Source organism: Xanthomonas sp. AC360 (genome assembly GCF_979258225.1).
Map to the genome: position 1 here is coordinate 1150224 of NZ_OZ409846.1, position 20898 is coordinate 1171121.

Sequence of the window (20898 nt, forward strand, 5' to 3'; positions counted from 1 at the left end):
TGCACAGGTCCGCGCATGTCCGATGAACTGCAAGCCGCCACACTGCAGGCGCTGGCGCGCACCGCCATTTCCGCACCGCTGGTCACCCATCTCTACACCGCCGACCCGTCCGCACACGTCTTCGACGGCGCGCTGTACATCTATCCCTCGCACGACATCGATGCCGGCGTGGCCTTCAGCGACGACGGCTCGCATTTCGGCATGGAGGATTACCACGTCTTTCGCATGGCGCATCCCAACGCGCCGGTCGAAGACCTGGGCGAAGTGCTGCACGTGCGCGATGTGCCGTGGGCGCAACGCCAGATGTGGGCACCGGATGCAGCGCAACGCAATGGCAAGACCTATTTGTATTTCCCGGCAAAGCGCGCCGACGGCATCTTCCAGATCGGCGTGGCAGTCGGCGATCAACCCCACGGCCCCTTCATCGCCGAAGCCGAACCGATCGCCGGCACCTACTCGATCGACCCGGCCGTGTTCGCCGACGACGATGGCGCGCATTACCTGTACTTCGGCGGCATCTGGGGTGGTCAGCTGCAGCACTACCGCGACAACCGCTACGCGCAGACCAACCAGGAACCGGTGGGCGATGCGCCCGCACTGGGCCCGCGCGTGGCGCGCCTGCACGAGAGCATGACCGCACTGGCCGAACCCACACGCGAGATCGTCATCCTCGACGAACACGGCACCCCGCTACGCGCCGACGACCTCGACCGCCGCTTCTTCGAAGGCCCCTGGCTGCACCGCCACGCCGGTCGTTACTACCTGTCGTATTCCACCGGCGATACGCACCTGATCTGCTACGCCACCAGCGACTCGCCGTATGGCCCATTTCACTACCAGGGCGTGCTGATGCAGCCGGTGATCGGCTGGACCACCCACCACTCCATCTGCGCGTTCGACGGCCAGTGGTATTTGTTCTATCACGACGCCGTGGTATCGGGCGGCCAGACCCATCTGCGCAACATCAAGATGGCACCACTGGAACATCTGGCGGATGGAACGATCGCGACGATTTATCCGTACGGGAAGGATGCCGTCTCGCCTTGGTGAGATGGCGGTGGCGATCAGGTCCGCTGCTGTCTGTCCATCATGGGGTCGCCGGCCAACTGCGCATCAGAGCGGCTGACAGAACGACATCGCTCATGGCCACCCAGGCTCGGCCGCTCCTCGGCGCGGCACCAACCACCCGTACACTCCAGTGCTGAGTACGCCGTTCACATCCATCTGATGACTGCTCGTGACGTATCAGTCGCTGTAAGGCAACGCTCATCAAGTCCCCCGCGCCAGTCATTCCCGCGAAAGCAGAAACTCCAAGGCCTCGCAAGCCAGCGATTCACGTCCATGGCCTGACGCTATCGCCTGGATGACAAGACTTATGCAGCGTTGCCCTAAGCTCGCTCCCGACCTCGCACCGGCATAGCACCTGATCGTCACGCTCGCGAACCGGTTGTCGAGCCGATGTGGGAGATCCTGCAAACCTGCCTGCTACCGCCCGTGACCACCGCAGCCACCGCATTCTTCAATGCGTCCGAGCCGTCCTTGCAAGGGTAGAGTCCGTCAACGAACGGGAACTCACCGCGCCTTTCGATAGGCAGCGCATTGCACGCTGCATCCACACGCATCGTCGCAACGTATGCCCCTGCACTGAGCTTTTTTGAGAGAGGTTGCCATGCGCCAGGCGTCGATGCTGTTCTTACTCACCCTTGCGGTCTACGGCAATGCAAGCGGCAGCGAGCCGCGCGCCGCACTGCCCCGCGCAGACAGCGTTGACGTGCCGCGCTTCATGGGCGACTGGTATGTCATCGCACATATTCCAACCCGTCCAGAACGCAAAGCCTACGACGCAGTAGAGAGTTATGCCCTGCGACCGGATGGCCGTATCCAGACCACCTTCACTTTCCGCAAAGGCAGCTTCCAGGCCCCGCTCAAGTCCATGCACCCGATCGGCCAAGTCGCAGAGAATGGCAACGGCGCGCTGTGGAGCATGCAATTCCTTTGGCCGTTCAAGGCCGAGTATGTCATCGCCTGGCGCGATGCCGACTACACCCAGACCATCGTGGCGCGCAGCAAGCGCGATTACGTCTGGTACATGGCACGAACCCCGCAGGTCTCCGATGCCGACTATCAGCAGGCGCTCGCGCGCATTGCGGCGATGGGCTACGACGTGTCACAGCTGCGACGCGTCCCGCAATCGCCGCGCTGATGTGGCCTAACCTGTTGGAGAGCCCACACGCCGCGCTCTCCAACGCACCTGCCGCACACATCAGACGTCTTTGGTGTCTACCGAAAATTCCCATCCATCGTTCAACCCACCCAAGGGCTTGGCCTCTGTCGCCAACTCCTCCTCGAACGCGCAAATCGCCTTGTATGTCGGCACCATGGTCGGATACACCGTGACATCCATCGGAAACGCGGTGTTTTCCGGGTAATGGCAGCAACGCACCTTCTGCTCGAAGCGCAGCAACGTCACCGAAAATTCCAGTGCCGACTCTTTGCTCGGGAACACCACGGAAAACGCAATCTCGCGCGGCTTGGAAAGATCCACGCCCTGCTCCGCAATGTGCCACAAGGTGTCGCCGTTATCGTCTTTGGGATACAGATCCAGATTTCGCTGCATGGTTGATTCGCTGTGTGGCGCCTGGTTGGCCGATACAGAAGCTTAGCGCCTTGGCGGTCGGCGATCTGTGTCTTCTAACATCCAGGCGTCCCGCCAAGTCGTGTAGCCGAAGCCTGCCCTGAGAGTTGAGCGTAAGGCAGTCTTGGTCGGGTATTGCCCACTGCTGAAAAATGCACAGCGTCGCTTTCTGAAGGGATGAGCTCACCTACGCTTCTCGCAACGCGTGCACATCCCAGCCATGCCACGAGGGACCGCCAATAGTCATCTGAGGCGATTCATACCTGGCGCCGGCGGCTCCAGACGGCGCACAGGCCCAGACGATAAGGTATCCTGCGCCGCTACTTTTTTGGAGCCGAGACCTTCAGCTCGTTCTTCAACGCCGCCATGAAATCATCGAGCCGATGGCGCCCGCTTAGATGCTCCTGCACGTTCGGAAACTGCGCTGCAACATAACGCATCAAATACGTCACCTTATCGTCGGACTTAGCATGTAGCACAAGGTTGAGCCGCTGAATTTCGGCGCTATTGGGGAAGTCGCGTGCGGCCTGCGCAAGCGCAGCGGAGTACCCGGGGTTTGCCTCGGTCAGGCCTTTCAGATAGCTCAGCGCATAGGCCTCGATCTTCAGTGTCTTCCAGCCGTACAGGTCTATCGGTTGGAGTTGCTTGCTTCGCCCTGTCGCGCTGTACAGAAACGCCAGCAGATCCAGCGTCGAACGATCGGAGGGCATCCGCTTGTAGCGCTGCTCCAGCGCCGCGCCGTAACGCTGGAAGATCTCGTCCGCCGTCGCCATCTTTCGTTTCTGCAACTGACTGATCAACGTATAGCTCGCTATCGGATCTTCCGGCAACCGGGCACCCTCTCCCCAATAGCCCGCCGAGACGATAAGGCGTCTGAATTTATCGTCATCGAGGTCCACCGCGTCGATACACAGCCCCGCAACTTGCTGAATCTTCTTGTCGTTCCTGGACAATGACCTGACAAGTGCAATGTCATACGCAAGGTACTCGGGCTGCTTTTTCGCATTCCACCAGTCGATTTCCCAATTCTTGTCGAGTTTGATCAACGTGCAAACGTCACCTGCTGCCCCTGCGCGGATGGACGCGATCAAGCGCTCTCTTTCGGCGTCCGGATCTGTCGTCGAGAAGATGTCATACATCGATTTCTCGATCGCCGTGTGTTTCTCCTTGAAGTCCACATGTGTCCAGGCGGCGACAGCTCCGCGTGCATCCTCAAGCACGAGGCGGCAGTGCGTGATGTAGGCCCACAGGCGATCCGGCACTTGCGACCTTGGCAGCAGTTTCGCGGCTTTTTCGTACAGAGGCAGTGCGATATCACAGTGCCCCGCGCGGTGTTCGCGCATACCGCGCTCGAATATGATGAATGGATTGCCAGGCAGCTTTTCGTCAGCGAGCTTCATGTAGGCGTCACTGGCAGCGACATCGGCCCGGTAGAGGATATTGGACAGGACAAACGCGTCATACGCGCTTTTGCTTGTCTCCGGCACCAGTCGCTTCAACCTTGCATTGACCTCGCTCTTCCTCCCTTCATCGATAAGGCGCTCTGACTCGGCAGAGTTGGCCAGACGCTCGTATACCGGCGACACTTTCCCGACTTCGGACATGAAGGTGGACGAGCTCGAGGCCTGCACCGCCGGCAGCCAAGTTGCCATAAAGAAGACGACCACAGCCACGCACCGCAGTTTCACGGAGCCCCCTCGGTGAATGCTTGACCCGCTATGCATGCTGCGCCTCGACGACGACTGCGGTGCCATAGCACAGGACTTCGGTCAGGCCGGCCATCAACTCGGTAGCGTCGTAGCGCACCGCAATGATGGCGTTGGCGCCAAGTTGCCTGGCATGCTGCACCATGTCGCGATAGGTCTCCGAGCGTGCCTGTTCGCACAGTTCGGTGTAGATGGTGATGTTGCCGCCGAACAAGCTCTGCAGACTGCCGAAGAAGTTGCCGACGATGGAGCGCGACCTCACGGTGATACCGCGCACCAAGCCCAGGTTGCGGATGATTCGATGTCCAGGAAGCTCCAGCGCTGTGGTTACCATAGTGTCGTTGAGCGAGGAAATCGCTGAGTGGATTGGCGAAGAGTCGTATGGGTTTGTCATTAACTTGTTCTCTCCTCATGAGGGCGAAAGCCACCGATCGTCTTATATCGGAGGATAGATAAACGACTGCAGCCGGAAGATGCCTGTTGCTTACTAGGAGAACTCGAACCATCGTGATATCCAACCCAAGCGCTTTGCTTACAACGCCAGGCCCTTCTCAAAGGCAACGCTGGCAGATCAGAACCATGCCCGGATACACGATGACATCCGCAAGCAAGTCTTTGGTCTGTTCGCAATACCGACAACATGCCTTCTGTTCGCAACTCAGCATGATCAAGCCCAATTCCATCGCCAATTCCTTGCTAGGAAGCACAACTAGAAAACGATCTCCCTGGACTCGGCGAGATCCACTCATCACTCAGCAATGTTAAAGAAAGTGTTTTCACTATCGCTTTTAGGATAGAAAGCTGACAAAAATTGCGGTAATCAACTGCAAGACAAGATGCGCGCCTTGTTGGGACGCACTGCGTGATGCTGACAGCGATCGACAGATCAGCTCACCTAACTAGTGGCTACCAACGCCAGCCATATCGGCGCTTGCGCTCTGCATGCACGCTCTTGTCCTCATTCCAGTCATAGCGTTTATACCCCGCGCCGTACAAACCCAGGTGCAAGAAGATATAGCCGAAAGGCAGCAGCCCGGCAGACCACCACAACAGCGATGGCGAGGCAGCTCTGGTGAGCACCAGATAGCCCATATAGGCGGCACCTCCCCAAAACAGAAGTGCCATCGAAAAGCATAACAGTCGCCGGATCACCAGCCACAGCATCGCCAAACCGCGCTCCACCTTGCTCGGTGGGAGATGCCGTCTGGAATGAAAATACGCATGCACGCCAATTAGTGCAGCAACGAACAGGAATGCTATGAGGATATTCAACGTCGGACCAATTGCCTTCGAAAAGTCTCGTGCGAAATTTTTTACAAGGACGACCAACGCACGGACTATGCGTTGCAGCCGTGGCGCATCGACATCTACTGAGCTATGTGTCGACTACAAGACTCAGCAAGTTTGGACGGTGCGCTGTCTCTGCAGAGACCACTGGCAGATGCAGCGCACTATGCCAAGCCAGCGTCGTTACGGCACCCAGACCAGATTCATCAGCTGCGGGTCGGCGGTCACCTTGACCAACTTGCCGCTGGGGCCGAACTGCACCTGGTACTCGGCGAAGCTGTCGCGCCAGTAGCGCCACAACGAGGCTTCCAGATTCGGGTTCTCGCTGCTGATCGGGTAGCCGACCGCCATGAGCACCTGTTCGCGGGTCATGCCGCCGGTGAGCTTGCCGTCCACGATGGCCTGACGGATCTTCGGCGGGAAGGTGGCGAGCTTGAGCTTGGGATCGGCGGTGACGATGTAGCGGGCGGCGAAGGCGGTGTTGTCCAGGTCGCGGCTGTAATCGTTGCCGATGGACTGCTTTTCACCGGCAATCTTGAGGTTGACGCGGTTGCGGCCAAAGCCGGTGACGCTGACCGGGGTGCCGACCGGGAGCACGCGCTTGCCGTCTTCGGCGTAGTTGCTGTCGCTGATCCAGCTGCCGTCGGTGCGCAGGTTGCAGCACAGAAAGCCGTCGTACTTGGCCACATCGGCGGCCGAGGCCAGGTTGGCGGCGGTGAGCAGGCTCAGGGCCAGCAGGGAAGAACGCAAACGCATCGTAAAGACTCCTTTCTCGACGGCCGTAGCCGCGCGGCAATGATGGGGTGAGGCGCGCCGCCGTTTCCCCAACGGCGCACACGCATTGTCGCAGCCTGCGGCCGCTTGGCAAGCGCGGGTGACGCGGGTCGCCCGGGGTTGTGTATGCTCGGGGCGTGGAAACCCTCTCACCCGCCGAGATCGTCGAACAGATCGCCGAGTTGCGACGCACGCACCGTGCGTTGGACGACGAAATCCAGCGCATGCCCGCGAACCTGGAAGACGAGCTGCAGATGAAGCGCCTGAAGAAGCGCAAATTGCAGATCAAGGACTGCATTATTCGGCTGGAAATGGAGCTGGTGCCCGACGAGCCCGCTTGAGGCGTTGGGGGCTTTGCTCGGACCTGGACCTTCATTGCGAGGGCAGGTGCACTTGGACCCGCGCTTCGGTATCAGGTGTCCGGCGATCCTTTACAGGCGCTGGTCTGGCGTGACCTAGGCTGATCGACTTTGTAGCAGTGGTGAAGCAGCACGCGGGGGTGGACGCACCGTGCCTCGCAAGCCGTCCCCTCACCCCCAACCCCTCTCCCGCAGGCGGGAGAGGGGCTTCAGAGCAGCGATCGGCGGACTGCTTTCTCCCGCCTGCGGGAGAAGGTGCCCCGCAGGGGCGGATGAGGGGACGGGCGCGATTCGAATCGGCTTACAGGTTTGAATTTGCCTACGGACATGGGGCCCGATTTCCGTCCTTCTGCTGCCCCGCCCTGCTCCGGATTTGAGTGCAGATGCAGTTGGGTGTGGATTCGGATTGGAGTACAAAAGCGAGTGCGGCGTCGGTCGTGGGCGCCACAGATTCTTACCCTGGCCGCATTGCTCCATCTGGCCGTAGTTAATCTACTTCGGCCGCACGCGGACTGCTTCGATCGCGACCAGCCCCGAACCTCCGGGCACCCTTTTTGCTAAGCCACGCGCGTGTCAGCCAGCGCGCAACAGGATCTTGCCGCGGCGGCCTGGCTCGTCACTTGCCGCCGCTGCCTTGGCCGCATCTTTCAGGTCGAACACCGCTCCCACCGGCAAGGCCAGGCTGCCATCGACGGCGGCCTTCAACAGCTCGCCGATCATGCGGCGCTTGTCCTCTGATTTTGTGGCCTGCATCACCTTGCTGCCCCAGAAGCCGCGCACGGTCGCCTGCTTGAAAATCACATCGCCGCTGGAGATCTGCAGCGGCTCGCCGGTCATCGACCCGAACGACACCAGCTCGCCGCCTTCGGCCAGCAGCCCCATCAAGTCGCCGGCAGCACTGCCAGCGACCGAATCGACGGCGCGGATGATCGGCGCATCGCCGGCCAGCGCGCGCACTTTGTCCTGCCAGCCGTCCTGCGCAGTGGAAACTGCATTGCCGATGCCCAGCGCCTTGAGTTCGTCCACGCCTGCATCGCGACGGACCAGGTTGATCACGTTGATGCCGCGTGCGGCGGCAAGCATGGCCACGGTCTTGCCGACGGCGCCGTTGGCGGTGTTCTGCACGATCCAGTCGCCTTTTTCCACGCGCAGGAATTCGATCAGCATCAGGGCGCTCAGGGGCATGGCGATCAACTGGCAACCGCGGTCGTCGTCCAGTGCGTCGGGCAGCGGGACCACGCCAGCTGCATCGGCCAGGAAATACTCCGCCCAGCTTTCGTGGACGCCGGCCGCGACCACGCGCTGCCCGGTCTGCAGGCCTTCCACGCCCTCGCCCAGGGCGTCGATGACGCCTGCCCCTTCGCTGCCACCGATCGCCGGCAACTCCGGCTTATAGCCGTAGTTGCCGCGCACGGTCCACAGGTCGTGGTTGTGGATGGGTGAGCGGCGCATGGCGATGCGCACCTGCCCCTTGCCGGGCTGCGGCACGGGCCGTTCGCCGAGTTCAAGCACCTTGGCGGGATCGCCGAATTGGGTATGGATGGCTGCGCGCATGGAATCTCCTGCCAAGCGCATCCGCATTGCGATGCGCTCGATCACTGTGAAAGGTGATTCGATGTTATCGACATGCGCGCAAGCGGCTGATGAAACGAACGCAACTGTTGTGTGAAATCTCGCTGTGCTGCGGATCGATGTCTGGTGAGGGGCGATGTGCTGCATGGCTGCACGGTTACCTGCAGCCGCACCCTCATCCGGCGCTATGCGCCACCTTCTCCCGGTGGGAGAAGGAGTCATCGGGTCGTTGGATATGCTGCGGATCGATGTGTGATGAGGGGCAATGCGCTGCATAGCTGCATGGTTGCCTGCAGCCGTACCCTCATCCGGCGCTACGCACCACCTTCTCCCGGTGGGAGAAGGAGTCATCGGGTCGTTGGATATGCTTCGGATCGATGTCTGGTGAGGAGCGGTGTGCAGCACGGTTGCACGGTTGCCTGCAGCCGCACCCTCATCCGGCGCTGCGCGCCACCTTCTCCCGGTGGGAGAAGGAATCATCGGGTCGTTGGATAGGGTGCGAATCGATGTGTAGTGAGGATCGATGTGCTGCATAGCTGCACGGTTGCTTGCCAGCCGCACCATCATCCGGCGCTATGCGCCACCTTCTCCCGATGGGAGAAGGAATCACCGGCTCGTTGCTGCGGGTGGGGTGCCTCGAGGCCGCGATGGTGTTTTGTCTATGCCGCGCGCGTGTTGTGTCTCTGCCGCGCTGTCCCGCTTCAGCGGCAACACCGCGTTCGATTTACTGCGGCCGCACTGCAGCGCGCGATGTCGCACCATTTCCAACTCGACCGAACGGGAACACTGCGTCATCGCCAAGCATTGCCGCGCGCTTCGCCACCTGCGCGGCTCTTACCGCCAAGACCGCCGCCTCACTCCGGCGGCAACACCACATCCGGTTTCACCGCCTCCGGGCTCACCCGCTCGATGGTGTGACGCAGTTCGCGGCCGAGGATGAACTTGGCATCCTTGGCCCACGCATCCAGCCGCTCATCGAACAGCAACTTGCTGTTCTCGTCCGGCCAAACCAGGCGCAGCTCGCGCAGTTTCTGGATGAAGCTGCGGAACAGGGTCTTGTCGAAGAACTCCGGCGCGGCAGGTGCATACAACAGGCTCAAACGCTGCGCCGCCTGTTGGCACAGGCTTTCCAACTCGCCGGCGCCGAGCACGCCGGGGCCGTTCTTCACCAGCACCGAAATGGCGATGTAATAGCGCTCGAAAGCCTGTTGCAGCGAGTGGCCAATCGCGCGCAGACGGAACACTTCATCGGTCTGCCCGGTGTTGCGGGTCAGGATGCCGCCGTCGTCTTCGGTGACATTGAGCAGCAGGCCTTCGCGCACGAACATGTCGATAGTCTGTTCGATGCGTTCGGCAAAGCGGTCTTCGCTCCACGGCAAAAACAGCTCGGCCTGCAGGAACGGGTACACCGTGCGACCCAGCCGGATCAGACCGGCGCGGCTCATGCGGCGGTTGTTCTGGAAGCAGCACGCCACCCACGAGGATGCGGTGAACAAATGCAGCACGTTGTTGCGGAAGTAGCTCAGCAGCACCGCGGTATCGCCGCTGACGCTGAGCACATCGCCTAGCGGGTGCGACACGCGCGTGAGCACGTTGATCTCTTCGGCGTGAGTGATGATGCGTGCCGGGGTATGCGGAGTCACCGTGACGCGGTCCGAATACGGCATTTCCGCCAGCAGTTTCTTGCACAACTCGATCTGCGCGATCAGATCCGCCTCGCCCATCGCGTGCTTGGGCGTGGACAGCAGCGCCAGCGCCAGCAGGTTGATCGGGTTGACGTCGGCCGCGCAGTTGATGCGGGTCTGGATCTGCGTGGACAAGGTATCCACCGCCGGTGCCAGCCAGCTGGGTTTTGCGTCTTCCGGCAGCGGCTGGCCGTCCCAGTCCGGGGCGTGCTTGGCCAGCACGTCGTTGAGCGCGATCGGCTCGCCGAAGTTCACCACTACCTGGCCGTAGTTCTGCTTGAGCACCTTGGGGATCGACCACAGCAGTCCCCAGATGGATTCTTTTTCCTTGGGCCGGCCGGTGAGCTCGTCCAGATAGCTGTTGCCTTCCATCAGCTTCTCGTAGCCGATGTAGACCGGCTGAAACAGCACCGGCTTGCGTGGCTGACGCAGATAAGCGCGCAGCGTCATCGCGATCATGCCGCCCTTGGGCTGCAGCAGACGCCCGGTGCGCGAGCGTCCACCTTCGACGAAATATTCGATCGAATAGCCGCCGGCCACCAGCTGCGCGACGTATTCGCTCAGCACCGCCGAATACAGCGCATTGCCGCGGATGCTGCGGCGGATGAAGAACGCGCCGCCCTTGCGCAGCAGCGTGCCGACCACCGGCAGATTGAGGTTGATGCCGGCCACGATGTGCGGCGGCACGATGCCGCGTTCGTACAGCAGGTAGCTCAGCAGCAGGTAATCCATGTGACTGCGGTGACTGGGCACGTACACCACTTCGTGTCCGGGCGCGGCCTGCTTGAGCTTGTCCAGGTGATGCACCAGCACGCCAGCGTAGATGCGATTCCACACATGGGTGAGCAGGAAGCTGGCCGAACGCACCACCGGGCTGGAATAGTCGGCGGCGATTTCCCACGCATAGGCATGCGCCTTGCGCCAGGCATCGACCGGCTTGGAGTTATCGCGCTTGGCCTGGGTGGCGATGGCTTCGCGCACCGAGTCGGCGGCCAGCACCTGGTCCACCAGCAGGCGGCGGGTGGACAGATCCGGCCCGATCACCGCCTCGCGGATCCGCCGGAAATGCGTACGCAACACGCGCTGCAATTTGCGCAAGGTGCGCTCGGGCGGCAGACCTTCGGCCATGGTCTGGCGCAGCGAGATCGGCGGGGCGAAACGCACGATGGTGGTGCGGCCATTGAGCAGCACCGCCAACAGACGGCGGAACCGGCCGACCAACGCCCAGTTTTCCGAGAACAGCACCGCGAACCAGCCGCTCTGCTTGTCCGGTGCACGGCCGACGAAGATCGATACCGGCACCAGATGCACGTCCAGATCGGCGCGCACCCGATGCGCCTGCAGCAGCTTGGCCAGCGAGTCGGAATGGGTCTTGCCGCCGCGCTGTTCGGGAATCAGCGAGTTGCTGCTGCTGCGCCGTGACAGCGCCAGGTAGGCGCGCTTGCGCTGCAGCGGGTCGCCCGGCAGTGGCACCAAGGGCGATGGCAGGCCGGCTTCGCGGCAGGCCTTGTCCAGGATCAGGGCGCTGGATAGACCATAGTCCTCCAGCACGTAAACCACCTGGGTGCCGTCGTCGTAGCGGGCGAGCGGTTCCGGCTCGATGGTCAGGCTCAGCCACGGGTCGGCCAGGCGCCCGAGCAGGCGCGCCCACCACGGGCGCTTGGCCTGACGTGCAGTGGCCAGCAGCGGCGCGGTCGACGCCGCTGCTTCCGGCGGCACCGGGGCGGCGGTGGGCAACGGCAGGGCGGCCGCGCTCGCGCCGGGGTCGGCAGCGACCGGGGTGGTCGGGGCAGGCTGGCCGTCCGGAAACGGCAGGGGGTTCTGTTCTGGCATCGCGGTCATTATCGCCCAGCCGGGCGTTGCCCGGCGTCTGGGGCCGGTACAGGCGGTAGCAGCGCCGTATCGGGGCCTGCCGCAGCATCGGGTAAGGGCTTGGCCGGCATGGCGTCGAGCAGCGCCTGTATCTCGTTCTGGGTCTGTTGCTGGTACCAGTGCCCATCGCGCTTGATCAGCGCCACGGTCAGGTCGATGGCGTGCGCCGCCAACGGATAGCGCAGCCGTACCTGGGCGCTATCGCCGTCCTGCTTGATCAAGCCGGTGCGCAGCGCATCCAGACTGGTATCGATCGACAGGTCGTAGCGCTCCAGCACCTTCTTGCACGCCGCCCAAAACGGCCCCAGCCGGCGCAGGCTTTCTTCCATGCCCAGCCGTTGCAGATCGGCATCGGAGGTGATGCCGGTGGCGCGGGCCGCGGCCACCAGGTCGGCGATGCTGGCCTTGGCGCGCGGGCGATCGGCCAGCGGCGCGGTGGCCGCCCAGGCGCTCAGCGCGTCGACCAATTGCACGTAATGGGCGCGCTGCTCGGGCTGGTAATCGCTACGGCTGCGCAGGTACTGCACGCCGAACTGGCCCAGCGACTGCGCGGCCTGGGCGATGCCGCGCGACTGCCCGGCCAGCTGCGCGTCGAAGGCCTGCTGCAGACGGCGCTCGGCATCGGGTGCCGACAACGACCCCAGCAGCGCACCGACTTCGTTGGGCAGCGGCAGCTCGGTCAGCGGCCAGCGGCTGGCACCGCTGCGCCAGGCGGCTTCCAACTGGGTGTATTGCGCAGGCGTCACCCGGATCCGCGCATAGGCGACCAGATCGTTGCGACGCAACGGCAGGGTCATCGACTGCATCGCGGCGGCGGGCTCGGCCTTCGCACCGGGCAAAGGGGCAGCAGTGTCGTTGCGCTGGCAGCCGCCAATGCACAGCGCAGCCAGCAGCACCCACGCAATGGACTGACACCGGCCGGCGCGGACGGTAAATGGCGACATGCGCACGATGTTCCCCTGATCGATCGGCGCATCTTGCTGTCTGAATGCACTGGCGGCAAGGCGCGACGCTGCCGTACGCAAAGGTATGGGCCAAAGATGTTAGGTTTTCGTGGTTTCCTGCACGATGTCAGCCGGTGTCCGACATTGGCTGCTGTTGTCTTACTCGGACAACTTTGTCCACCCACCAGGTCGCAGCCCTTGTCCCAGCTATGTTTGACCCAATGGTGCGGCGCATCATGTAAGCGCTTGCAGTTCCTGCTAGCGTGCGCGCCATCTCGCTTCGAGGTCGCCATCGGATGGGGCCGATGACATTCATGAGCCTGTGCGACACGAACGTTCTGCGCCAGCAGACCGTGCGCCCTGTGCTGGCGTACGGTCGCCACCGCCTTGTTTTGGAGAAAGCGCCATGAGTCGGCCCCGTTCGGAAGGCGGCAGCGTCACCATCAAGGATGTGGCGCGCGAAGCGCAGGTGTCGGTGGCCACGGTGTCGCGCACCATGAACGGGCATCAGCACGTGGCCGAGTCGGTCCGCGAGCGCGTGCTGCAGGTGGCGCGGGCGCTGAATTACATCCCCCATCACGCTGCGCGTAGCCTGAGCAGCCGTCGCACCCACACCATCGGGGTGGTGCTGCCGGATCTGCATGGCGAGTTCTTTTCCGAATTGATCCGCGGCATCGACCAGGTGGCGCGCGACCAGGGCTACCACTTGCTGGTGTCCAGTTCGCACGGCGACCCGCAAGCGCAGCGGCGCGCCCTCGAACGCCTGCCCGGGCGCGTGGATGGCGTGGTGGTGATGTCGCCATCGCTGGGCGATTCGGGCGTGCACGAAGACGCATTGCCCGGCGGCCTGCCAGCGGTGCTGCTCAACTGCGCCGGCCGCGCCAGCCAGCGCCCGGTGCTCAATGTCGACAACTACGGCGGCGCGCGGGTGATGACGCGCCACCTGCGCGACAGCGGCCACCGCCGCATTGCCTTCATCGCCGGCCCCGCCGACAACTTCGACGCGCACGAGCGCCTGCGCGGCTATCGCGACGAGCTGGCGCTGGATGCGGATGCGCAGCCGTGGGTGCTGCCGGGCAACTTCGATGAAGAATCCGGCTACCGCGCCGGCCAGACGCTGGCGCAGGACGTGCATCCGGATGCGGTGTTCGCCGCCAACGACATGATGGCGCTGGGCTGCCTGTTTGCGCTCGGCCATGCCGGGTTGAAAGTGCCGCAGGACATCGCGCTGGCCGGCTTCGACGATGTGCCGATGGCACGTTACGTGTTGCCTGCGCTGACCACCATGCGGGTGGATATCGCCGGGCTGGGCGCGCGTGCGCTGCGCTTGCTGTTGGGCCAGCAGTTGGTGGATGCACCCGCGCCGCCTGCCGATGCCGCGCCGCCGGCGTTTTCGGAAATGGTGCCTGAGCTGATCGTGCGTGCGTCCAGCGCGCCGCGCGCCTCGCCTGGCGGCTGACACCATGCGCCACGTCGCATCTTCACGAATTCTTTGCAGTTTCTTATGCTTTTTATAACGCCTGTCATTTGTTTGTTGCCGTTCTGCTGTCTTTGAAACAACGCACCACCCGCGCCACGCCGACCACTTTGCCGGTACGCGCCTGACCCCTGGGAGGGGGAAAGTCATGAAGACCTACCGCACCGTGTCCACCCTGCCGGCACGCAGCCTGTTGTGCTGCGCCCTCGCCGCTTCGTTGTTGTCCGCCGCTCCGGCGATGGCCCAGTCCAGCAATGCCACATTGCGCGGACAGGTAACCACGTCCCAGGCGGGCACCACCGTGACCGCGACCAATGTCGCCAGCGGCGCGGTGCGACGAGTGACCACCGGTACGGACGGGACTTATGCGCTGGTCGGCCTGCCGCCGGGCACCTACAAAGTGGATGCCGGCCCGGGCACCGAAAAGACCGTGACCCTGTCGGTGGCCTCCTCGGTCAGCCTGGACCTGGGCGGCGGCGATGCGACGGCCACGGCGCCGGCCGGCGACGCCACCACGCTGGACGCGGTGCAGGTCACCGCCACCACGCTGCAGGAGGTCAAGACCTCCGAGGTGGGCACCAATATCTCGTTGAAGCAGATCAACACGGTGCCGCAGCTGACGCGCAACTTCCTGGAATTTGCCGACACCGTGCCGGGCATGCAGTTCGAGACCGATGCCAACGGCAACAGCCGCATCCGCGGCGGTGCGCAGGCCAGTTCGGCGGTCAACGTCTATATCGATGGCGTGGGCCAGAAGAGCTATCTGTTCGGCGGCGTCTCCGGCCAGCAGCAGAGCGCGGGCAACCCGTTCCCGCAGTTGGCGATCGGCGAGTACAAGGTCATCACCTCCAACTACAAGGCCGAGTTCGACCAGGTCGGGTCGGCGGCGATCGTGGCGTCCACCAAGTCCGGCGGTAACGAATTCCACGGCGAGATCTTCGGGCGCACCACCAACACCGATTTCCGCGCCCGCCAGGCCGACGAGCGCGCCGGCGCGCCCAACGCCGACGGTGACAAGCGCAAGACGCACCAGGACGAATACGGCTTTGCGCTGAGCGGGCCGATCGTCCAGGACAAGGCGCACTTCTTCTTCAGCTACGAAGGCAAGGGCTTTGAAGTCTCGGCCAACCCGGTTGCGGTGCCGGACGCCTTCAGCGCACTGCGCGACGATTTGCCGGCCGGCGTGCAGAGCCGGCTGGGCTCGGTCACCCGTCCGTTCAACGAAGATCTGTACTTCGGCAAGATCGATTGGGACATCGGCGACAACGACCGCCTGGAGCTCACCGCCAAGGTGCGCGACGAAGAAAGCCGCGACAGCGTGGGCGACCAGAACACCGCCATCGCCGCCAAGACCAATCTCAATTCCGAAGAACGCTACGACCTGCGTTGGCAGCATTTCGGCGAGAACTACGTCAACGAAGCACGGGTGTCGTATGAAGACGTGCTGTTCAACCCGACCGCCTACACCATCGGCAGCCAGACCGTGTACACGCGCGGCATCGCCGAAGACGATGTGCTGCTCAACGACGATGCCACCAGCGGCCTGGCGATTCAGCGCAAGGGACAAAAAGGCCCCAGCTTCCAGAACGACCTGACCTTCAACAACATCGAGTGGCACGGCAGCCACGTCATCAAGATGGGTGTGAAGTACAAGGAAGTGGAGTTGACCCAGAGCGAAAATTCCGCGGCCAACCCGTCGTTCTACTACGCGGTGACCGATGGCGCGGGCACTGCGTCCATTCCCTACCAGGTGCGCTTCAATCTGCCGTTTGCCGGCGCCGCGCCGTCGGTGACCACCACCAGCAAACAGCTGGGCCTGTACCTGCAGGACGATTGGGACGTCAACGACAAGTTGCAGTTGAACATCGGTGTGCGCTGGGATGGCGAAAAGATTCCGTCCTACCTGGACAACGTGACCCCGCCGGAAGTGATCGCCGCATTGAACGGCCCCGGCACCAACCCGGCGGTCAGCGCCACCTATGCCGAACAACTGGCCAAGGGTGGCGTGAACATCAACGACTACATCAGCAACGGCCGTAATCGCAAACAGGACAACAACAACTTCGCGCCGCGCCTGGGCTTTTCCTACGACTTCCGTGGCGACGAATCGCTGGTGCTGTTCGGTGGCGCCGGGCGCAGCTACGACCGCAACCTGTTCGACATCATGGGCCTGGAGCAGGTCAAGTCGGCGCTGTCGCAGTACACCGTTCGCTTTGTCGAATCCTCCGGTTGCACCCCGGCTGCCGGCACTTGCACCAACTTCAATCCGTCCTTTGTCAGCAACCCGGACAGCCTGGGCGGCCTGGTCAATGCACGTGTGCGCAACGGCGAGATCGACCTGCTCAACAACGATCTGAAAACTCCGTATTCGGACCAGTATTCGCTCGGCCTGCGCACGCGCGTGGGCGAGTGGAGCAACTCGGCGACGGTGTCGTACATCCACAGCAAGGACGGTTTGATCTTGACCTTGGGCAATCGCTTTCCCAATGGCGATTTCTTCCAGGCCGGTGCGCAGCCGTGGAGCCAGCCACCGCAAGGCTTCGGCAATCTGATCATCGGCAACAACGGTGTCGAAACCAAGACCGCGCAGCTGCTTTTGTCCACCGACAAGGCCTACACCAAGGAAAGCGGCTGGGGCCTGACCGCCGCCTACACGTTCTCGCACGCACGCGGTAACCGCGGCAACGACGATCAGTACGGCTTCGATGCGGCGACGATCGCCAACTACCCGTTCCTGGATCTGAACTCGGTACCGCGCCACCGACTGGTGCTCACTGGCATCTACGATCTGTTCTGGGGCATCAGCGCCTCGGCCAAGCTGACCCTGGCCACGGTGGCGCCGCGCAACGAAGCGGTGTCGTTCGACCAGTACGGCGGCCCGACATCGGACAACATCCGCATCGTGTCGGTGGATGCACCGGGCGGCAAGTTCCTGGCCGGCGGCGACATCTTCGGCACGCGTCAGCTGGATCTGTCGTTGTCCAAGGACATGCATGTCACCGATGCACTCACCGTGCAGGTGCGTGGCGATTTGATCAATGCGCTGAACTTCCGCAACTACGACCAGTACGCCATCGACTGGGGCAATGCCGGCGTGTATAGCCCGCGCGTGAGCATCAACCAGTACGGTGCGATCTCCACCCCGCCCCGTACCTTGTTCATGAGCGCCCGCATCATCTGGTAAGCCGGCCCCGCGATCTGCACCACCGACTGGTGCAGATCGCAGGTGTCGCACGCTTCTGTTTCCCGCGCACGGAGATCGCGCCGTTCTGGACTGGTAACGCTTACTGGTTCGGTGCGGCGCATGCCGCGACGCATGCCGTATAGCGCACTTACTGCGCGCTGCGCCCCGCAACGTTTGCGCCTTTGCCGTTTTTGTTTGCAGTTGCTGTTGTTTTTTGCGTTGCCCGTTGTCCCGTATCACTCACATCAAAGTACCAACCTCGACGCGCCAGTCACTCCACTGGTTCGCGCTTTACCCCTGGGAGGGGGAAAGTCATGAAGAAGCACCGCACCGTCTCCACCCTGCCGGCACGCAGCCTGTTGTGCTGCGCCCTGGCCGCCTCGTTGTTCGCCACCACCCCGGCCATGGCCCAGTCCAGCAACGCCACGTTGCGCGGCCAGGTCGCCTCCGCGCAGAGCGGCAGCGAAGTCGTCGTCACCAATATCGCCACCGGCTCGGTGCGTCGTGCGCCGGTCAATGCGAACGGCAACTACACCATCGTCGGGTTGCAGCCGGGTACCTACAAGGTCGAGTCCAACGGCGTCAGCCGCACGGTGACCTTGTCGGTGGCCTCCAGCGCCACTGTCGACCTGGGCGCCGAGACGGCTGCACCGGCCGGCGATGCGACCACGCTGGAGACGGTGACGGTCAGTGCGCCGATGATTCGCGACGTCAAGACGTCCGAGGTGGGGAACACCATTTCCGCGCGGCAGATTCAGCAGTTGCCGCAAGCCACGCGCAACTTCCTGGAGTTTGCCGACACCGTGCCCGGCATGGTGTTTCAGGTAGACGGCAACGGCAACACCAAGCTGCGCGGCGGTGCGTCCAACGCCAGTGCCGGCAATCTGTACATCGATGGCGTGGGCCAGAAGAGCTACGTGCGCAGTGGCGGCGTCGCCGGGCAGAGCGACACGCAAGGCAATCCGTTCCCGCAGCTCGCCATTGGCGAGTACAAGGTGATCACCTCCAACTACAAGGCCGAATACGGCCAGATCAGTGGCGCGGCGATCACCGCGGCCACCAAGTCCGGCACCAACGAACTGCACGGCGAAGTGTTCTATCGCTACACCGATCAGGATCTGCGCGATAAGCGGCCCGACGAGGAAGACAACGGCAAGATCGACTCGCAGACCAAGGAATACGGGTTTGCGTTGGGCGGGCCGATCATCCAGGACCGCATGCATTTCTTCGTGGCCTACGAGGGCAAGGAAAACGTTGCGCCCAAGAGCGTGCAGCCCAGCGCAGAGGCGGCCACCTTCGTCAATCAGCTGCCGTCCAACCTGGCCAGCCAGTATGGCCCAGCCAACATGCCGTTCGAAGAAGACCTGTTCTTCGGCAAGATCGATTTCGAACCCACCGACCGCGATCGCATCGAGCTGAGCACGATCTACCGCGACGAAACCCAGACCGCCAATGTCGGCGGCACCAATACGCTGGCGCAGGCCACCGACAAGATCAACAAGGACAAGCGTACCAATCTGCGTTGGCAGCACAGCGCCGACAACTGGTTCAATGAGGTCATCGTCGGCACCGAGAATTCGGAGAACAATCCGACTCCGCGCACGCTGGGCAACGGCATCGTCTATACGTATTTCCAGCCACGTGCCGGCTCCACCGATATCGATGAGCGCACCTTTTTGACCACCGGCTCGGCGGGTGGCCTCAATGCGCAGCGCAAGAGTCAAAAAGGCTGGTTCATCCAGAACGATCTGACCTTCACCAGCTTCCAGTGGCACGGCGAACACACCATCAAGATGGGTGTGAACTACAAGGACATCGAGCTGACCTCGCAGGACGCCGCGGCGGTGAATCCGCAGTTCAGCTATCGCGTCAACGGTGGCAGCGTGGAGTCCACGCCGTACCGCGTGGACTTCGTGGCGCCGTACACCACGCCGGGCCAGCGCGCCACGGTGGTGTCGCCGTCCAAGCAGTACGGTATCTACCTGCAGGACGATTGGGCCGCCACCGACAAGCTGATGATCAACATCGGCGTGCGCTGGGATTACGAAGACACCCCGGCCTATACCAACTTCGTCACCTCGCCGGACTTTGTCACCGCGCTCTACGCCAACGATGCCGAAAACCCGGGCCAACCGTGGGCCAACCGCCTGCTGCCCAGCGGCATCAACGTGGCCGACTACATCAGCACCGGCAATAACCGCAAGAACTTCAAGGATGCCTGGGCGCCGCGCTTCGGCTTCTCGTACGACTTCTTCGGCGATGAGAGCGCCATCCTGCACGGTGGTGCGGCGCGCTCGTACGACCGCAATCTGTTCGAACAGTTGGCACTGGAAACCAGCAAGGCGGCGTTGTCGCCGGTGGCGGTGTATTTCGAAAATCCGGCATCAGGCCAGTGCTATCGCGCAGATCGCTCCTGCGTTGCGTTCGACCCGCGCTATCTCAACGGTATCGATCAGCTCAACACCATTCCCGGTGTCAGCGGCAGCGCCGAGCTGTTTATGTTCAACAACAAGCTCAAGACGCCGTACAGCGATCAGTACAGCATCGGCATCACCAATCAGGTGGGCGATTGGTTGACCGATGTGACCTTCCAGCGCGTGCTGAGCTACGACGGGTTTGCGATGGGCTTGATCAACCGCTACCCGGATGGTTCGTACTTCCAGAATGGCAATGTGCCGTGGGGCGAGCCGGTACCGGGCTACCAGAACACCATCCTGGGCACCAATGGTCTGGAGCAGCGCAACAGCCAGGTGCTGCTGTCGGCCGACAAGCCGTACACCAAGGAATCCGGTTGGGGCCTGACCCTGTCCTACACGCACACCAGCGCGCGCCAGAACCGCAACATCGACGAGCCGTACGGCTTCGACAAGGCCACCATTCGCGACTATCCGTTCGTCAAATCCGACGCGGTGTCCGCGCATCGCTTTGTGGCCTCCGGCTCGATCGACGGCCCGTGGGGCGTGACGCTGGGTGCCAAGCTGGTACTGGCAACGCCCGAGCCGATCAACACGATCGCCTGCTTCGGCTTCACCGATCCCGATGGTGCGACCTGCCAGCAGGTGGGCGTCACGCCGCCGGGTAGCGGCAAGTTCCTGGTCGGTGGCGATATCTGGGGCTACCGCACGGTGGACTTCCAGGCCACCAAGGAGTTCACCGTTGTTGGCGACTTCAAGATGTCGGCGCGCGTCAACCTGCTCAATGCCTTCAACTTCAAGAACTACAGCGCGTATTCCTATAACAGCTTCGGCAGCAATGGGCAGTTCGATCCGGATATCAGCCTCAACACCAGTGGCGAGATCAACTACGTGCCACGCAGCGTGGTGTTGGAAGTCGGCGCAAAGTTCTGATTGAGCGTCATCGCCACACGCGTGCGGCTGCGCGTGTGGTCTTCGCAACGGGGCCA

The 20898-nt window shown here is 62.8% G+C and carries 14 protein-coding genes; 6 read left to right on the forward strand and 8 right to left on the reverse strand.

Features of this window, described 5'->3' with window-relative positions:
* The first annotated feature begins 15 nt into the window (after positions 1-15).
* Both ACZZ0O_RS04965 and ACZZ0O_RS04970 read left to right on the forward strand, forming a co-directional pair.
* Positions 16-1050 carry a glycoside hydrolase family 43 protein gene (locus tag ACZZ0O_RS04965; RefSeq protein WP_463592379.1) on the forward strand — a complete coding sequence of 345 codons (1035 nt, stop codon included), beginning with the start codon at positions 16-18 and terminating at the stop codon, positions 1048-1050.
* A gap of 619 nt (positions 1051-1669) precedes the next feature.
* Positions 1670-2203 (forward strand): lipocalin family protein, encoded by a 534-nt coding sequence (locus ACZZ0O_RS04970; protein ID WP_115514337.1) that lies wholly within the window; start codon positions 1670-1672, stop codon positions 2201-2203.
* A 60-nt stretch (positions 2204-2263) separates the two neighbouring features.
* Here the strand turns inward: ACZZ0O_RS04970 and ACZZ0O_RS04975 are convergent, their stop codons facing one another.
* The 5 genes from ACZZ0O_RS04975 to ACZZ0O_RS04995 all read right to left on the reverse strand — a co-directional run bounded on the left by ACZZ0O_RS04975 (position 2264) and on the right by ACZZ0O_RS04995 (position 6384).
* Positions 2264-2617, reverse strand: a complete 354-nt coding sequence (locus tag ACZZ0O_RS04975; RefSeq protein ID WP_115529319.1) for a ribonuclease E inhibitor RraB — start codon at positions 2615-2617, stop codon at positions 2264-2266.
* Between the two features lie 338 nt (positions 2618-2955).
* The gene (locus ACZZ0O_RS04980; protein ID WP_463592380.1) at positions 2956-4308 is read right to left on the reverse strand and encodes a hypothetical protein; all 1353 of its coding nucleotides are present in this window, start codon (positions 4306-4308) and stop codon (positions 2956-2958) included.
* Positions 4309-4351: 43 nt separating this feature from the next.
* Positions 4352-4735, reverse strand: a complete 384-nt coding sequence (locus ACZZ0O_RS04985; protein WP_463592381.1) for a YbjQ family protein — start codon at positions 4733-4735, stop codon at positions 4352-4354.
* 512 nt (positions 4736-5247) lie between these two features.
* Positions 5248-5613, reverse strand: a complete 366-nt coding sequence (locus ACZZ0O_RS04990) for a hypothetical protein (RefSeq protein WP_463592382.1) — start codon at positions 5611-5613, stop codon at positions 5248-5250.
* Positions 5614-5811: 198 nt separating this feature from the next.
* The gene (locus ACZZ0O_RS04995) at positions 5812-6384 is read right to left on the reverse strand and encodes a hypothetical protein (protein WP_055854683.1); all 573 of its coding nucleotides are present in this window, start codon (positions 6382-6384) and stop codon (positions 5812-5814) included.
* A 155-nt stretch (positions 6385-6539) separates the two neighbouring features.
* Between ACZZ0O_RS04995 and ACZZ0O_RS05000 the strand changes: the two genes are divergently transcribed.
* Entirely contained in the window at positions 6540-6743 is a 204-nt protein-coding gene (locus ACZZ0O_RS05000; protein ID WP_055854679.1) for a YdcH family protein, read from the forward strand.
* Between the two features lie 591 nt (positions 6744-7334).
* Here ACZZ0O_RS05000 and ACZZ0O_RS05005 read toward each other — a convergent pair.
* The 3 genes from ACZZ0O_RS05005 to ACZZ0O_RS05015 all read right to left on the reverse strand — a co-directional run bounded on the left by ACZZ0O_RS05005 (position 7335) and on the right by ACZZ0O_RS05015 (position 12834).
* Complete coding sequence (locus ACZZ0O_RS05005; protein ID WP_463592383.1) at positions 7335-8315, reverse strand: zinc-binding dehydrogenase; 981 nt, start codon at positions 8313-8315, stop codon at positions 7335-7337.
* An 872-nt stretch (positions 8316-9187) separates the two neighbouring features.
* Positions 9188-11860 carry a glycerol-3-phosphate 1-O-acyltransferase PlsB gene (gene plsB, locus ACZZ0O_RS05010; RefSeq protein WP_323518611.1) on the reverse strand — a complete coding sequence of 891 codons (2673 nt, stop codon included), beginning with the start codon at positions 11858-11860 and terminating at the stop codon, positions 9188-9190.
* Positions 11860-12834, reverse strand: a complete 975-nt coding sequence (locus ACZZ0O_RS05015; RefSeq protein WP_323526914.1) for a hypothetical protein — start codon at positions 12832-12834, stop codon at positions 11860-11862. The genes plsB and ACZZ0O_RS05015 overlap by 1 nt, the downstream gene beginning before the upstream one ends.
* 406 nt (positions 12835-13240) lie before the next feature.
* On the opposite strand from ACZZ0O_RS05015, the gene ACZZ0O_RS05020 reads away from it, so the two are divergent.
* The 3 genes from ACZZ0O_RS05020 to ACZZ0O_RS05030 all read left to right on the forward strand — a co-directional run bounded on the left by ACZZ0O_RS05020 (position 13241) and on the right by ACZZ0O_RS05030 (position 20842).
* On the forward strand, positions 13241-14293 hold the full coding sequence (locus tag ACZZ0O_RS05020; RefSeq protein WP_055854668.1) for a LacI family DNA-binding transcriptional regulator: 1053 nt from the start codon (positions 13241-13243) through the stop codon (positions 14291-14293).
* Positions 14294-14459: 166 nt separating this feature from the next.
* On the forward strand, positions 14460-17495 hold the full coding sequence (locus tag ACZZ0O_RS05025) for a TonB-dependent receptor (RefSeq protein WP_463592384.1): 3036 nt from the start codon (positions 14460-14462) through the stop codon (positions 17493-17495).
* Between the two features lie 314 nt (positions 17496-17809).
* Positions 17810-20842 (forward strand): TonB-dependent receptor, encoded by a 3033-nt coding sequence (locus tag ACZZ0O_RS05030; protein ID WP_463592385.1) that lies wholly within the window; start codon positions 17810-17812, stop codon positions 20840-20842.
* Positions 20843-20898: the final 56 nt, after the last annotated feature.

Coding starts and splice junctions, on each gene's coding strand:
- ACZZ0O_RS04965 (WP_463592379.1), top strand. CDS start 16: ATGTCCGATGAACTGCAAGCCGCCACACTGCAGGCGCTGGCGCGCACC.
- ACZZ0O_RS04970 (WP_115514337.1), top strand. CDS start 1,670: ATGCGCCAGGCGTCGATGCTGTTCTTACTCACCCTTGCGGTCTACGGC.
- ACZZ0O_RS04975 (WP_115529319.1), bottom strand. CDS start 2,617: ATGCAGCGAAATCTGGATCTGTATCCCAAAGACGATAACGGCGACACC.
- ACZZ0O_RS04985 (WP_463592381.1), bottom strand. CDS start 4,735: ATGACAAACCCATACGACTCTTCGCCAATCCACTCAGCGATTTCCTCG.
- ACZZ0O_RS04995 (WP_055854683.1), bottom strand. CDS start 6,384: ATGCGTTTGCGTTCTTCCCTGCTGGCCCTGAGCCTGCTCACCGCCGCC.
- ACZZ0O_RS05005 (WP_463592383.1), bottom strand. CDS start 8,315: ATGCGCGCAGCCATCCATACCCAATTCGGCGATCCCGCCAAGGTGCTT.
- plsB (WP_323518611.1), bottom strand. CDS start 11,860: ATGACCGCGATGCCAGAACAGAACCCCCTGCCGTTTCCGGACGGCCAG.
- ACZZ0O_RS05015 (WP_323526914.1), bottom strand. CDS start 12,834: ATGTCGCCATTTACCGTCCGCGCCGGCCGGTGTCAGTCCATTGCGTGG.
- ACZZ0O_RS05020 (WP_055854668.1), top strand. CDS start 13,241: ATGAGTCGGCCCCGTTCGGAAGGCGGCAGCGTCACCATCAAGGATGTG.
- ACZZ0O_RS05025 (WP_463592384.1), top strand. CDS start 14,460: ATGAAGACCTACCGCACCGTGTCCACCCTGCCGGCACGCAGCCTGTTG.
- ACZZ0O_RS05030 (WP_463592385.1), top strand. CDS start 17,810: ATGAAGAAGCACCGCACCGTCTCCACCCTGCCGGCACGCAGCCTGTTG.